This window comes from Vicinamibacterales bacterium (assembly GCA_041659285.1).
GTDB lineage: Bacteria > Acidobacteriota > Vicinamibacteria > Vicinamibacterales > UBA2999 > 12-FULL-67-14b.
On record JBAZYO010000005.1, the window covers coordinates 36,200 to 50,070 of the forward strand.

Annotated in this window: 13 protein-coding genes; 11 read left to right on the forward strand and 2 right to left on the reverse strand. The window is 64.4% G+C overall.

What is annotated here, in order from left to right:
* Window positions 1-20 precede the first annotated feature (20 nt).
* Together dnaN and dnaA are read right to left on the reverse strand one after the other, a co-directional pair.
* Entirely contained in the window at window positions 21-1,130 is a 1,110-nt protein-coding gene (gene dnaN / locus WC815_09240; GenBank protein ID MFA5908945.1) for a DNA polymerase III subunit beta, read from the reverse strand.
* Window positions 1,131-1,362: 232 nt separating this feature from the next.
* Window positions 1,363-2,760 (reverse strand): chromosomal replication initiator protein DnaA, encoded by a 1,398-nt coding sequence (gene dnaA, locus WC815_09245; GenBank protein MFA5908946.1) that lies wholly within the window; start codon window positions 2,758-2,760, stop codon window positions 1,363-1,365.
* A 232-nt stretch (window positions 2,761-2,992) separates the two neighbouring features.
* Here dnaA and rpmH point away from each other — a divergent pair, with 232 nt between their 5' ends.
* From rpmH to selD, 11 genes are all read left to right on the forward strand, one after another.
* Window positions 2,993-3,157, forward strand: a complete 165-nt coding sequence (gene rpmH, locus WC815_09250; GenBank protein MFA5908947.1) for a 50S ribosomal protein L34 — start codon at window positions 2,993-2,995, stop codon at window positions 3,155-3,157.
* Between the two features lie 36 nt (window positions 3,158-3,193).
* Window positions 3,194-3,556, forward strand: coding sequence for a ribonuclease P protein component (gene rnpA, locus WC815_09255; GenBank protein MFA5908948.1), 363 nt, complete (start codon window positions 3,194-3,196; stop codon window positions 3,554-3,556).
* Window positions 3,553-3,816 carry a membrane protein insertion efficiency factor YidD gene (yidD, locus tag WC815_09260; GenBank protein MFA5908949.1) on the forward strand — a complete coding sequence of 88 codons (264 nt, stop codon included), beginning with the start codon at window positions 3,553-3,555 and terminating at the stop codon, window positions 3,814-3,816. The genes rnpA and yidD overlap by 4 nt, the downstream gene beginning before the upstream one ends.
* A gap of 32 nt (window positions 3,817-3,848) precedes the next feature.
* Window positions 3,849-5,615, forward strand: a complete 1,767-nt coding sequence (gene yidC, locus WC815_09265; GenBank protein MFA5908950.1) for a membrane protein insertase YidC — start codon at window positions 3,849-3,851, stop codon at window positions 5,613-5,615.
* A 10-nt stretch (window positions 5,616-5,625) separates the two neighbouring features.
* Window positions 5,626-6,069, forward strand: coding sequence for a R3H domain-containing nucleic acid-binding protein (locus WC815_09270; protein ID MFA5908951.1), 444 nt, complete (start codon window positions 5,626-5,628; stop codon window positions 6,067-6,069).
* Window positions 6,070-6,152: 83 nt separating this feature from the next.
* Window positions 6,153-7,556 carry a tRNA uridine-5-carboxymethylaminomethyl(34) synthesis GTPase MnmE gene (gene mnmE / locus WC815_09275; GenBank protein MFA5908952.1) on the forward strand — a complete coding sequence of 468 codons (1,404 nt, stop codon included), beginning with the start codon at window positions 6,153-6,155 and terminating at the stop codon, window positions 7,554-7,556.
* A gap of 720 nt (window positions 7,557-8,276) precedes the next feature.
* Window positions 8,277-10,121 carry a tRNA uridine-5-carboxymethylaminomethyl(34) synthesis enzyme MnmG gene (mnmG, locus tag WC815_09280; GenBank protein ID MFA5908953.1) on the forward strand — a complete coding sequence of 615 codons (1,845 nt, stop codon included), beginning with the start codon at window positions 8,277-8,279 and terminating at the stop codon, window positions 10,119-10,121.
* Window positions 10,122-10,231: 110 nt separating this feature from the next.
* Window positions 10,232-10,891 carry a 16S rRNA (guanine(527)-N(7))-methyltransferase RsmG gene (gene rsmG, locus WC815_09285; GenBank protein MFA5908954.1) on the forward strand — a complete coding sequence of 220 codons (660 nt, stop codon included), beginning with the start codon at window positions 10,232-10,234 and terminating at the stop codon, window positions 10,889-10,891.
* An 89-nt stretch (window positions 10,892-10,980) separates the two neighbouring features.
* On the forward strand, window positions 10,981-11,916 hold the full coding sequence (locus WC815_09290; protein MFA5908955.1) for a ParA family protein: 936 nt from the start codon (window positions 10,981-10,983) through the stop codon (window positions 11,914-11,916).
* 3 nt (window positions 11,917-11,919) lie between these two features.
* Window positions 11,920-12,816, forward strand: coding sequence for a ParB/RepB/Spo0J family partition protein (locus WC815_09295; GenBank protein ID MFA5908956.1), 897 nt, complete (start codon window positions 11,920-11,922; stop codon window positions 12,814-12,816).
* Window positions 12,817-12,820: 4 nt separating this feature from the next.
* Window positions 12,821-13,867 (forward strand): selenide, water dikinase SelD, encoded by a 1,047-nt coding sequence (gene selD / locus WC815_09300; GenBank protein ID MFA5908957.1) that lies wholly within the window; start codon window positions 12,821-12,823, stop codon window positions 13,865-13,867.
* Window positions 13,868-13,871: the final 4 nt, after the last annotated feature.

Sequence of the window (13,871 nt, forward strand, 5' to 3'; positions counted from 1 at the left end):
CTTTACGGGGCGCCGGCTGCTCACACGCGCATCGGCATGATCACGTAGGTGTAGTCGTAGCCGTCGGCTCCCACGGGTTTCATCACGGCCTGGCTCACCTCGTCTTTGAGCTCGAGCGCCACCACTTCCGTTTCGACAACACCCAGGAAGTCGAGGACATACTGGGCGTTGAAGCAGATGGTCAGCGAGGGGCCGCTGTATTCGATCGCGATCGGCTCGCGCGCCTCACCAAACTCCGGGCTGCTCGAGGTGACCTCGACCTTGCCCTTGTCGAGCACCATCTTCACCGCGCGCGAGCGTTCGTTCGAGAGGATGGCGACGCGCTTCACCGCCTGCGTCAGCCGGTCGCGCTCGAACTCGATGTGCTTGTCGTTGCCCTTAGGAATGACTTTTTCGTAGGCGGGGAACTGCCCGTCGATCATCCGCGAGATCAGCAGCCGCGGACCGATCTCGAAGAACAGGTGGTTTTCGCCGCGTTCGTATTTGACGTCGACGTCGCTGTCGGCGAGCAGGCGGCCGAGCTCCGCCAGCGTCTTGCGCGGCAGGATGGCCTTGATGTCGTCGCCCTTGGCACCTTCGTGCGGCACGTTCACCAGCGCCAGCCGGTGGCCGTCGGTGGCGACAAACGTCATCGAGTCGGGACGGAGCACGAACTGCGCGCCGTTGAGGTAATACCGCGTGTCTTCACCAGTGATGGCAAATTGCGTCTTCTGCACCATCTGCAGGAGCGACTTGCCCTTAATGGTCGCCTTGGCGCCCGCGCCGGCTTCCGGCAGGCTCGGAAAATCCTCGCGGGGCAGCGTCGGCATTTTCGAGCTGAACTGCCCGCCCGAAACCTTTACCGTGGTGCCGCCCTTGTCGGTCTCGATGTTGACGTCGCCGTCCGGCAACGAGCGGACTACTTCGTAGAACTTCTTCGCGGGGAGCGTGACCGAGCCAGGCTTGGCCACTGCAGCTTCACAGCGGCTGCGTAGCGCGACTTCGAGGTCGGTGGCGAGCAGCGTCACCTCGTTGCCCGTGGCTTCGAGCAGCACGTTCGCCAGGATGGGGATGGTGTTCTTGCGCTCGACGATCTGCTGAAAAAATTGCAGTTCCCGCACAAGATCGGCTTTCCTGGCGACCAGTTCCATGGCGCGGCGTACCTCTGTAAATAAGGAAGAGAGAAGGACAATAAAGTATACAGGAAATAGGTCCTGTCTACAAAATTTCCAGCCAGCGTAAACCCTTTCTAATCAAATATTTAAACTGTGGATTCTTCTGTGGGTAAAGTGCGGGACTTCCGACGCCGCAACAGGGGTCTTTCGCCCCATCCGCAGGCGTGCACAAACGGTGCACAGGTGGTGTTGTGGAAAAGCGCGCCCGCTACTTGAACTGGTCCAGCAGGTTCTTCACCTGGTGGTCGAATTCAGGGCTGTTCTTGCGCATTTCTTCGATCTTCTTGATCGAATGGATCACCGTCGAATGGTGCTTGCCGCCGAAGCTGCGGCCAATCTCGGGTAGCGAGGCGTGCGTCAGCGCCTTGCAGAGATACATCGCGATCTGCCGCGGCATGGCCACTGACTTCGAGTTGTTGCGCGCCCGGATTTCAGCCGGCTTCATCTGGTAGTAGTCGGCCACAAACTTCTGGATCTGCTCGATGGTCACGGCCTTCTCATCGTGATCGAGCACGTTGCGCAGCACGTCCTGCGCCAGCTCGATGGTCAGCGGCTTGCTGGTGAGCGAGGCATACGCGATTAACCGGATCAGCGAGCCTTCGAGTTCCCGGATGTTCGACTTGATCCGGCTCGCCATGTACATCGCCACGTGATCGGGCAGCTGCAGCGCTTCGCCCTCGGCCTTCTTCTTGAGAATGGCCACCTTGGTCTCGAGATCAGGCGACTGGATGTCGGCGATCAATCCCCACTCGAAACGAGAGCGCAGGCGCTCTTCAAGGGCGGGAATTTCATGGGGAGGACGGTCGCTGCTGATGACGATTTGCTTCTGCGCGTCGTGCAGCGCGTTGAAGGTATGGAAGAACTCGTTCTGCGTGCCTTCCTTGCCCGACACAAACTGGATGTCGTCCACCAGCAGCACGTCCACGCTGCGATAGCGCGAGCGGAAGTCGAGGATGCGGTCGAAGCGCACCGCGTTGATCATCTCGTTCATGAACCGTTCCGACGAGATGTAAGTGAGCACCAGGCTGGGATGGTGCTGGACCACGTAGTGGCCGATAGCATGCATCAAGTGCGTCTTGCCGAGGCCGACACCGCCGTGGATGAACAGCGGGTTGTACGAGCGCGACGGCGTCTCCGCCACCGCGCGGCAGGCAGCGTGCGCGAACTGGTTCGAGGGCCCGACAATGAACGAGTCGAAGGTGTAGCGCGGGATCAGGCTGCCGGCGCGAAGCGGTTCTGGCTCGCGGTTGACCACGCTGACGTCGGGCATCTCAGGCGCCCTTGCAGCGTTGCCGCCGCCATCGTCTGGCGCTGGGGATCCCGGGGAGCGGCGTCCCCCGTCAGGAGGGGCCGCCTGGGTCGAGGCGTCCGGAATGAAGACCAGTTTGGCGTCCGGCCGCCCCACTTCCCGCATGGCCTCGGCCAGCACCACCGAGTAGTGCTTGGGGAGCCATTCGACGAACAACAGGTTGGGAACGCGAACGGAAAGCGTCTGCCCGCCGTCCACCATGAGCGAGGTGGGCTTGAACCAGGTCGAGAAGCTATGCCGGCCTACCTGGCCTTCGATACGGGTGAGGACCTGGTCCCAAATGGTCGAGCTTAGCATCACTGCAAGAACTTGATTCTAAAAGACTTAGTATTTCGGATTGCCGGGCTTTTCCACAAGCTTTTCCACAGGTGTGGAAATCTCCCCGAGGAGGCCTCCGGGCGAAGGCCCACTCTAACATGCGGCCACCGCTTCGGTTGTCGCGCCCTCTTGCGCCCGGGTCGTTTCAGCTTCCGGGCTTTACAGCCAGTAACTTAGCGGAACATAATCGTAGGTTCGACCGAGGAGAAATATGGCGAGATCCAAGAAGGGCAAGCGTACGTTTCAACCAAACACCAGGCGCCGAGCGAAAACGCACGGGTTCCTGGTTCGTATGGCAACCAAAGACGGCCGGCAGGTTCTCAAGCGCCGCCGCGCCAAGGGCCGCAAGCGGCTCACGGTTTCCGACGAGAAGTAGGGGCGGGTCTCGTAGACTCGCCTGTGGGCCGATCCCATGCCCGTTTTCCGACCATCTGAGCACGTTCGGAAGCGGGCAGACTTCGAACTCATCTACAAGACGGGTTTCAAGCGTTCCGGCCGCCTCATGACGATGTTCACGAGGGATCGCGAGGCAGGGAACGCGCGTCTCGGCATTGCCGCGACCCGGAAGATGGGCGCGGCGGTCGAGCGCAACCGGGCGAAACGGCTCGTTCGCGAGCTGTTCCGCCATCACAAGCCGGAAAGCGCGGTGGACGTGGTCGTCGTGCCGCGCCGCGAAATGCTCGCCGCACCCTATACCCGCGTCGAGGCCGAGTTTCGCTCCCTGCTCAACAGGATGGCCCCTTCGACTCAGGACAGGCCGCGTAAAGTGACATGACCGCGCGCATCGCACTCACCCTGATTCGCGTATACAAGATCGTGCTCTCGCCGCTCTTTGCCGGCAGCTGCCGCTACATGCCCGGCTGCGCCGACTACATGACGGAGTCGATCACGCGCTTCGGCCTGGTCCGCGGCGGCTGGCTGGGCACCAAGCGGCTGTGCCGCTGCCACCCGTTCGGCGGCCACGGCTACGATCCCGTCCCCCATTCACCAAATCACCCGATCGATCACCAAATCACCAAATCACCAGCTCACTAGATCACCAGATCACGAGATCAAGAAATCACAAGATGGAACGTCGAGTTCTCATAGCGATCACCCTGTCATTCCTGGTGCTGTTCCTGTTTCAGCGCTTCGTGATGCCCCCCGCCTCCGCCCCCGCTACCTCTCAGCCGGGTGCTACGGCGGGGCAAGCCCCTGCAGCTCCGGCGCCGGGGAGCATGGCGGCAATCACGCAGTCGTCAAATCAGTCGGCCCCTGCCGCTGTTGCCGCGCCGGCAGTCGCCGGTGGAGGCAACCCTTCAGGGCTGCCTGCGGCGCAGATGGGCAACGCGACCCCTGCCGCTCCTGCCGGGCCGACCGTCACCGTCGGCGAGACGGCCGATCGCGAGATTGTCGTCGAGACCACGACCGTGCGCGCCACGTTCACCAATCGCGGCGGGCGGTTGTTGCACTGGGTGTTGAAAGACTACAAGTCGGATGCCGGCACGCCGCTCGACCTGGTGCCGTCGGGCGTCGGCGATGATGCGGTGAAGCCGTTCTCGCTGGTGGTGGACGACCCGGCCGTCACCGAGCGCATCAACGGCGGCTTCTACCGCGCCAGCGCCTCGGGGCCGGTTGACGCGACGACCGCGCCGCAGACGATCACCTTCGAGATGGCGGGGTCCGACGGCCTGAGCGTCACCAAGACGTTCGTCATGGAGCCGCACGGCTACCTGATCACGTTCAGCGCGGTGGTCCAGCTCGGGCCGGCGCGGCTGAATCCCGTGATCCACTGGGGCCCCGGCCTCGGCGACGACATCGCGCAGCGCCCGCCGTCCTCGTTCTTCTCGCCGAACAGCATCGTGCCGGCGCAGGCGATGATCTACAAGGACGGTTCGGTCGAGCGGGTGGCGGCGACCGTCAGCGGCTCGCAGGAAGGGCCGTTCCGCTACGCCGGCACCTCGGATCACTACTTTGCGTCGCTGCTGCTGAACGAGCCGACCCTGCCGCCGTTCCGCATCGACTACGCGCCGGTGCACGTGCCGATGGCGACCGACGCCGCGCGCGTCGCCAACTACGCGACCTACTCGGTGCGCTTCCCGGCGCCGCCCGATCATTCGCGGTTCTTCTTCGGGCCGAAGGCCTTCGAAGACCTGCGCGCCATCGACAGCGAGCTGTCGAAGTCGATCCACTTCGGCATGTTCTCGTGGCTCGCGGTGCCGCTGCTCGGCGCCCTGAAGTGGGTGCACGGCTACGTCGGCAACTGGGGCTGGGCCATCGTCGTCCTGACCATCCTCATCAACCTCGCGATGTTCCCGCTGCGGCACAAGAGCGTGGTCTCGATGAGGAAGATGCAGGAGATCCAGCCGCAGATGAAGGCCATCCAGGATCGCTACGCCAAGTACAAGGTCACCGACCCTGAGCGGCAGAAGATGAACACCGAGGTGATGGAGCTCTACAAGTCGAAGGGCGTGAACCCGGCCAGCGGCTGCGTGCCGATGCTGCTCACCATGCCGTTCCTGTTTGCGTTCTACGCCATGCTGTCGGTGTCGATCGAGATCCGCGGCGCCAACTTCTTTGCCTGGATCACCAACCTGTCGGCGCCAGACCCCCTCTACATCACGCCCGTGCTGATGGGCCTGACCCAGTTCTGGCAGACCAAGATGACGCCGACTACCGCGGACCCGGCGCAGCAGAAGATCATGATGTTCATGCCGCTCATGTTCACCTTCATGTCGCTGTCGTTCCCGAGCGGCCTGGTGATTTACTGGCTGGTGAGCACGGTGTGGACCATCGGGCAGCAGTACGCGACCAACTATTTGATTGGCGCGCCGGCGAAGCGCATTGCAAAATAGGCAACCGATTATGGCCACAGCAGAGATCACTGAATTCGTCCAGAAGGTCGTTGACGCGATGGACCTCGACCTCACCGCATCCGCCGAAGAGATGCCCGACGGCGTCCGCATCAACCTGAACGGCGAAGACGGCAACGTCCTGATCCGCCGCCAGGGCGAGGCCCTCGCCGCCTTGCAGCACATCGTCGCCGCCATCTACCGGCACGAGGCCTCGGAGGGCCGCCGGTTGGTGGTGGATTGCATGGGCTACCGCAAGGGCAAGGACGATGAGTTGAAGCAGATGGCGAGCTTCCTGGCCGGCAAGGCGAAAGACAGCGGCCTGGCGCAGGAGATCGGCCCGCTCAACCCCTACGAACGCCGCATTGTCCATCTCGCGGTCGCCGAGGTGGACAAGGTGACGTCGGAGAGCATCGGCGACGCGTTCGAGAAGACGGTGATCATCTCTGTCAAGTAACCAGCCAAGGGATCTGGTGATTTGGCGATTTGGTGATCTTGTGAGTTGATAATCTTGTGAGTTGGTAATCTCGTGAGTTGGTGATGTTTTCGACCAGCGACACGATCGTCGCCATCGCCACTCCGGCGGGACGCGGCGGCCTTGGTGTCATCAGAATCAGCGGACCCGACGCCGCTCGAGTAGCCGGCGAACTCGTCGGCCGCGAGAAACCGTTCAAGCCCCGCCACGCCACCTTCGCCAAGGTGAATGTGGCGTCCGGCTTTAGCCGGACCGGGGACCAGGTGGTCATCACTTCGTTTCCGGCACCTGCTTCCTACACCGGTGAAGACGTCGTCGAGCTGTCGGCGCACGGCAGTCCCGTCGTCCTCTCCTCCATCCTTCGCCGCGCCATCGACGCCGGCGCCCGGCTCGCCGAGCCCGGCGAGTTCACGCTGCGCGCCTTTCTCAACGGCAAGCTCGATTTGATCCAGGCGGAGGCAGTGGCGGATCTGATCGACGCGGTCACGCCGCTCCAGGCGAGGGCGGCGTTCGATCAGCTCGAGGGCACGCTGACGCAGGCGATTGGCGCCATCGAGCGCGGGCTGTTCGATGTGATCGCGCGCCTCGAGGCGTCGCTCGATTTCCCGGACGAGGGCTACCATTTCGTGGGCCCGGCCGAAGCGCGGGCGTCGCTGGCGACGCTGATTGGGGAGATCGAACGGTTGCTGATGCAGTCGGCGCGAGGGCGGCTGGTCCGCGAAGGCGCGCAGGTCGCCATCGTCGGGGCGCCCAACGTCGGCAAGTCGAGCTTGTTCAACGCGCTCCTGAACAGCGACCGCGCCATCGTCACGGCCATCCCCGGCACGACGCGCGACATGCTGACCGAGCGCGCCGACATCGGCGGCCTGTCGCTGGCGCTCATCGACACGGCCGGCGTGCGCGAGACCACCGACGTGGTGGAGCGGGAGGGCGTCAGCCGCACGCGCGAGGCACTGCGCGTGGCCGACCTGGCGCTCGTCGTCCTGGATCGCTCGCGTGCGATGAATGACGAGGACCGGACGATTCTCGCGGAGACCGCCTCGCAGCCGCGCGTGGTGGTGTTAAACAAGTCAGATCTCTTCACTGCCGCGCCAGAAGGGCGGCACTTTGGTGCCGCCGAGACCGCCGCCCAAATTGCCGCCGACGTTTCCGCAGAACATGTGGTCGAAATATCCGCCCGCACCGGCGCCGGCCTCGACGATCTGATCGCCGCCATCGCGCGAGTGTTAGGCGAGGGCGACGCGTTGCGCGATCAGCCGGCCGTCACCAACGTCCGCCACACGCTGCTGCTCGAGCGCGCGCGCGCCGCGCTTCTGCAAGCCGCGTCTGCGCTCGAGGGCAAGATCTCCGAGGAGTTTCCACTGCTCGATCTCCAGGAAGCCGGGCACGCTCTACAGGAGATCACGGGCCGCCGCACGAGCGACGATCTGCTGCGTCACATCTTCGAGCGCTTCTGCATCGGCAAGTAGCGCGCGCCTGCGCTCTGGGAGCGAGGCGCGCTCAGGGCCGCTCGCCATCAGCTTCCGACCTTACGGCTGGGCTCAGGTCGCCCCGAGCAACAGGTGCCCCGGCGTCGCGCGCGGCGGTGTGGCTCGGCGTTCGCTCTCCTTCGCCGGTCAAACCGCCTACGCCCGCCCAGTAATCCGGCGGGCTACGGCGGACCTCGGTCGGCGAGCTGTGCGCTCAGGGCCGCTCGCCGCCAGCTTCCGCACTCGCTCGAGAGGGCTGTCAACTCGCAGCTCGGTCTGTCTCACGCCCTAACGCTCGCTGCGAGGTTGTCTGCCACAAACCTGCCCGTCGGGGCGCTGTTGATACCCCTGATCTCATACTGCGCGGTCGCCCCTCCTCCCGCCCGCTCTCGCTCGTGCTCCAGCTGACGGCGAGCGGCCCATCGCGCTGGCGTCGCGCGGGGCGGTATGGGTTGGCGTGAGCGTTCGACTGAGCCGACGCAGGTTTAGTGACAGACAAACCGAGGGTAGGCCACAACTGGCCGCGGCGGGGTCTGGTTGGTCATCGGCGGAGCGCACAGCTCGCCGACCGAGGTTTGACCGGCGAAGGAGAGCGAACGCCAACCCATGCCGCCCTGCGCGACGTCAGCAGGGAATCCAGGGCCTGCGGCGAGCGCACCGCCGACGTGAGAAAATATGGCAGCGACTTATCGATAACTATAAGTTGTTAATTAGATAGTAATGATAAGTGAATTAGATGTAATAATCGTCGGCTCAGGGCACGCTGGCGTCGAGGCGGCGTGGGCGGCGGCACGGTTGGGGCGTAGCGTGGGGTTGTGCACGCTCAGTCGAGAAACCGTCGCGCATATGCCCTGCAATCCCGCCGTAGGCGGGACGGCAAAAGGACATCTGGTTCGCGAGATCGATGCGCTGGGCGGATTGATGGGCCGCGCTATCGACGCCACAGGCATACAATTCAAGTTGCTCAACCGCAGCCGCGGTCCGGCCGTGTGGTCCCCGCGGGCGCAGGCCGACAAGCCCCGGTATTCCGCCTGGGTTCGGGCGGCGCTCGAGGCGGAGCCGAATATCCACTGGATTATCGGCCGCGCCGGGCGAATTGTCATGGACGGCGGCCGGGTCGCCGGTCTGGCGCTCGAGGACGGAACGGTCTACCGCTGCCGGGCGCTCGTCATCACCACCGGGACCTTTCTGAACGGCCTGATCCACGTCGGCCGCGAGCAGCGGCCGGCCGGACGAGCGGATGAGCCGCCGTCGCGCGACCTGGCGGAGTCCATCAAGGACCTCGGCGTCCGGTGGGGGCGCCTGAAGACCGGCACGCCGCCACGTCTGGCCAGGAAGTCCATCGACTTTGAGAACGGTGTGAAAACAGGCGTGTTCCACGTGGAACATGGGGATGCCGAGCCCATCCCGTTCTCGTTCACCGCCACCGAACGGCCGGTGAACCAGGCCAACTGCTACCTGCTCCACACCACCGATCGGGTCCACGGACTGGTCCGCGCCAACATCGCCGCTTCGCCGCTCTACAACGGCCAGATCGCCGGCATTGGCCCGCGGTATTGCCCGTCCCTTGAAGACAAGGTCATGCGCTTCCCGGACCGGGAGCGCCACCAACTCTTCCTCGAGCCTGAGGGCCTGGACGTCGAGGAAATCTACGTAAACGGCTTCTCCATGAGCCTCCCCACGGAAACACAGCGGGAGCTCATCCATGCCCTTCCCGGCCTCGAGTCGGCCGAAATGCTCAGGCCCGGCTACGCCGTCGAATACGACTTCGTCCAGCCTACGGAACTGCGGTCGTCGCTCGAAACGCACCGGGTGGCCGGCTTGTTCTTCGCGGGGCAGATCAACGGCACGTCCGGCTACGAAGAGGCCGCCGGGCAGGGCCTGCTGGCTGGCATCAACGCTTCGCAGTCGGTCAGCGGAGCGCCGCCACTTGTGCTGGGCCGGGACGAGGCCTACCTGGGCATCATGGTGGACGACCTCGTCACCAAGGGCTGCCTCGAGCCCTACCGGATGTTCACGTCGCGCGCGGAATACCGGCTCCTGCTTCGCACCGATAACGCCGACCTCCGCCTGACCCCGAAAGGCCGCGCCATCGGTCTGGTAGACGAGGCACGCTGGGAGAGGTTTTCAGCGCGGAAGGCGCGATTCGACGTGAACGTAGACCATCTACAGCGGAACTGGGTCCGGGTGGAAGGTGGCGCCAGGGTGCCGGCCGCCCAGGCCCTGCGGCGCCCGGAGTTGACCCTCAGCAGCCTGATGGACGGCGGGGAAGTCGCCATCAAGACCATCCCTGAGGACCACCTTCTGGACGTGTCGTCGGTCGAGACCACGGTCAAATACGAGGGCTACCTGGTCCGTCAGGAGCAGGCCGTTGCCAGGGCTCAGCACGCCGAACGCCGGCGGATTCCGGAGGCGTTCCCCTTCGAACGGGTGCCAGGCCTCTCCAGGGAGATGGTCCAGCGCTTCTCAGAAACACGCCCGGAAACCCTCGGCCAGGCGCAGCGCATCCCGGGCGTCACCCCCGCCGCCGTCGCGGTTGTTGGGGCATACCTGGATCGCTTTTGACAGGAGCCTGGGAGAATTACAGGAGGCCAGGAGACATGTTTTCTACTGATCTCCTAATCTCCTGTCTCAAAACTCCTGCCCTCCTGTGCGAACTGTGTTGAAATCCCGGTGTGGCTAATCGGGAACTCAGGGACCGGCTGAAACGCCGGGCCAAGTCGGCCGGAATCACCCTCGAAGCCACGCTGATGGACGGCCTCGAGACCTACTACCAGCTCCTCACCAAGTGGAATTCCAAGATCAACCTCACCGCGTTCCGGCTCACCTCCTCCGGTGAAGACGATGCGGTGGATCGGTTGCTGATAGAGCCAGTGGTCGCGGCGCGCTACGTGCCGGAGAACGCGCGCACACTGCTCGACGCTGGCTCCGGCGGCGGTTCGCCGGCCATCCCCATGAAGCTCGCCTGCCCTTTCCTCCACCTGCGAATGGTGGAAGTGAAAACGCGGAAGGCGGTGTTCCTGCGCGAAGCGGTGCGGACCCTCGGCCTTCGCGACGCCGAAGTGGAGACGTCGCGGTTCGAAGAGCTCCTCCCGCGCGCCGAGCTCCATGAGGCGCTCGACCTGGTGACCATTCGAGCCGTACGAGTCGAGCAGAGCACGCTGCTCACGCTCCAGGCGTTCCTGAGGCCAGGTGGGAAGATCTTCCTCTTCCGCGGCCAGGGCTCGAGCGCAGTGGAAACTGCTCCGCCCACACCGCTGACGTGGATGGCCACCTATCCGCTCGTCGATTCGCTTCACAGCAAACTGGTTGTGCTCAGCAAAACTCGCGTATGACGACTTGTGGCGTGGGGCTTACGGCTTGAGGAAGTGATAATCTCTAGTTCCGGCCGCGGTAACTAGTTGTATAGGGCAATCGACCAATAATGGCCAAGATCATCGCCGTTACCAATCAAAAAGGCGGCGTCGGCAAGACCACGACGGCCATCAACCTCGCCGCCGCCCTGGCCATTGCCGGGCGCACCGTCCTGCTCGTGGACTGCGATCCCCAGGGCAACGCGACCAGCGGCATCGGCCGCAAGGGGGAACACAGAGACGCCGGGACGCTCTACGAGGCGATCACACGGGACCACGCCGAAGACAACGTAGAACAAACCAGGGCCACAGATAACGCAGATTACACCGATCAAACCAGGGCCGCAGATTACGCGGATGACGCAGATCAAACCAGGGCCGCAGATTACGCGGATGACGCAGATCGCAATCCAAGAGCGGTTGCCAACAAATACATTCTGTCCACCACGGTCGAGCGTCTCTCGCTGATCCCCGCGACGAGAGATCTCTCGGGTGCTGAGATCGAGTTGATTTCGTTTCCCGATCGCGAGCGCCGGCTGCAGCGGTTGCTCGATCCGCTGCGCGATCAGTTCGACTTCATCATCATCGACTCGCCGCCGTCGCTCGGTCTGCTCACGCTCAACGCGCTGGTCGCCGCCGATCGCGTGCTGATTCCACTGCACTGCGAGTACTTCGCGCTCGAAGGTCTGGCCGATCTCGTCTCCACCATGCGCCGCGTGCGCGCCTCGCTCAACCCGGCGCTCGACATCGAGGGCGTGCTGCTCACCATGAACGACGACCGCACCAACCTCGGGCAGCAGGTCGCGCGCGATGTGCGCGAGTTCTTCAAGGAGAAGGTCTACCGCACCGTGATTCCGCGCAACGTGCGCCTCGCTGAAGCGCCCAGCCACGGCCTGCCCGCGGTCACCTACGATGCCAGGTCGCGCGGCGCCGAGGCGTATTTCTCGTTCGCCACCGAGCTGCTCGACCGGAACACCGAGACCGCGGCCGTGAAGGCAGAAGGCTAAGACATGGAGAAACGACCCGCACTCGGCAAGGGCCTGAGCGCCCTGATTCCCGACGCCGCCGACGCGCTGAACACGCCGCGCGCGTCCCTCGACGTGGACATCGACCTGCTCGAGCCCAACACCTACCAGCCCCGCGGCCACATGGACGACGAGCGGCTGGAGGATCTCGCCCGATCGATTCGCGCCAACGGCGTGATTCAACCGATTGTCGTCCGCAAGCTCGCCAACGCCGGCACCGGCCGCGATCGCTACCAGATCATCGCCGGCGAGCGCCGCTGGCGCGCCGCGCAGCGCGCCCAGCTCTCAAGAGTCCCGATCGTCGTCAAGGAGGTCGCGAGCGGCGACAAGAAGCGACTGCTCGAGATGGCGCTGATCGAGAACATCCAGCGCGAAGACCTGAACCCGATGGAGGCCGCGGCCGGGTATCAGCGGCTCGTGGACGAATTTCACTTGAAGCAGGAAGACATCGCCGCGCAGGTCGGCAAAGACCGCGCGACGGTGGCCAACTACCTGCGCCTGCTGAAGCTGCCCGAGGAAGTGCGCGGCAACGTCGCGTCCGGGGCGCTGTCAATGGGACACGCCCGCGCGATTGTGGCGCTGGCGACCGACGTCGACCAGCTGCGCCTGGCCCGCGACGTCGTCTCGCGCGGCCTTTCGGTGCGCGAGACCGAGGCGCTGGTCAAGCACGCGCTCGCGAAGAAAGAGCCCGAGCCCGAGAAGAAGGCCGCGTCGAAGAAGGACGTGCACACGCGCGCGGCCGAAGATCAGCTGCGCCTCTCGCTCGGCACGCCGGTGGAGATCAAGCGCCGCGGCAAGGGCGGCACGATCGCCATTACGTTCACCAACGAAACCGAACTGCAGCGACTGTACGAGTACTTGACCGAGAACACACGGAAGTAAACACATGACTGAACAACAAAGGCGCCGGCTGACCGAGATGGTCAGCTGCGCTGGTTGAGCGAGCAAACTCGCCGCGGGCGAGCTCGCTCAGGTTCTGAGCGGCATACCAGTTCAAACCGACCCACGTATCCTGGTTGACTACAGGACTGCGGACGATGCCGGTGTGTACGCGTGGGAGAGCGGTCCGGCGCTGGTGCAGACGGTGGATTTCTTCACGCCGATCGTGGACGACCCCTATCTCTACGGGCAGATCGCGGCGGCCAATGCGCTGAGCGACGTCTACGCCATGGGCGGGCGGCCGCTGACCGCGCTGGCCATCGGCGCGTTCCCTCAAGACGGCCTGCCGACCGAAGACATCGCGCAGATCTTCCGCGGCGGCTTCGACAAGCTGCGCGAGGCCGGGGTGGCGCTGCTCGGCGGGCACACCGTGCAGGATCGCGAGATCAAGTTCGGCTATTCAGTGACCGGCTCCGTTGATCCGAAACGCATCCTCACCAACGCCGGCGCCAGGGCCGGGGACCGCCTGATCCTCACCAAGCCGATCGGCACCGGCATTGTCGGCACCGCCATCAAGTTCGGCCGCGCCCCGGGCGCGGTGGTGGACCACGCCGTGGCGTCCATGCTCACCCTTAACCGGGCGGCAGCGGAGGCCATTGCTCATTTGGATGGCGTGCACGCGTGCACCGACATCACCGGCTTCGGCCTGGCTGGCCACGGGTCCGAAATGGCGGCAGCCAGCCACGTCACGCTGGCGCTTGACGCCGCCGCGCTCCCTTTGATCCCCGGGGTCCTGGAGCTGGTGAGCGGCAACAAGTCCGGCGGCATGGGCACCAACCGTGAGTACTTCGCGGGCGGCGTCGAGTTCGGTCCGGACGTCAAGGCAGAGCTTAGAGACCTCATCTTCGACCCCCAGACCTCCGGTGGACTGTTCCTGTCGGTGGACCAGTCCCAAGCCGGCCTGGCGCTTGACCTTCTGACGAAGGCGGGAGTTCCGGCCTGTTTTGTTGGGGTGGTCGAGGTCGAAGGCGGTTCGCGACTGAAAGTCACCTAAGTTC

Coding starts and splice junctions, on each gene's coding strand:
- dnaN (MFA5908945.1), bottom strand. CDS start 1,130: ATGGAACTGGTCGCCAGGAAAGCCGATCTTGTGCGGGAACTGCAATTT.
- dnaA (MFA5908946.1), bottom strand. CDS start 2,760: ATGCTAAGCTCGACCATTTGGGACCAGGTCCTCACCCGTATCGAAGGC.
- rpmH (MFA5908947.1), top strand. CDS start 2,993: ATGGCGAGATCCAAGAAGGGCAAGCGTACGTTTCAACCAAACACCAGG.
- rnpA (MFA5908948.1), top strand. CDS start 3,194: ATGCCCGTTTTCCGACCATCTGAGCACGTTCGGAAGCGGGCAGACTTC.
- yidD (MFA5908949.1), top strand. CDS start 3,553: ATGACCGCGCGCATCGCACTCACCCTGATTCGCGTATACAAGATCGTG.
- yidC (MFA5908950.1), top strand. CDS start 3,849: ATGGAACGTCGAGTTCTCATAGCGATCACCCTGTCATTCCTGGTGCTG.
- WC815_09270 (MFA5908951.1), top strand. CDS start 5,626: ATGGCCACAGCAGAGATCACTGAATTCGTCCAGAAGGTCGTTGACGCG.
- mnmE (MFA5908952.1), top strand. CDS start 6,153: ATGTTTTCGACCAGCGACACGATCGTCGCCATCGCCACTCCGGCGGGA.
- mnmG (MFA5908953.1), top strand. CDS start 8,277: ATGATAAGTGAATTAGATGTAATAATCGTCGGCTCAGGGCACGCTGGC.
- WC815_09290 (MFA5908955.1), top strand. CDS start 10,981: ATGGCCAAGATCATCGCCGTTACCAATCAAAAAGGCGGCGTCGGCAAG.
- WC815_09295 (MFA5908956.1), top strand. CDS start 11,920: ATGGAGAAACGACCCGCACTCGGCAAGGGCCTGAGCGCCCTGATTCCC.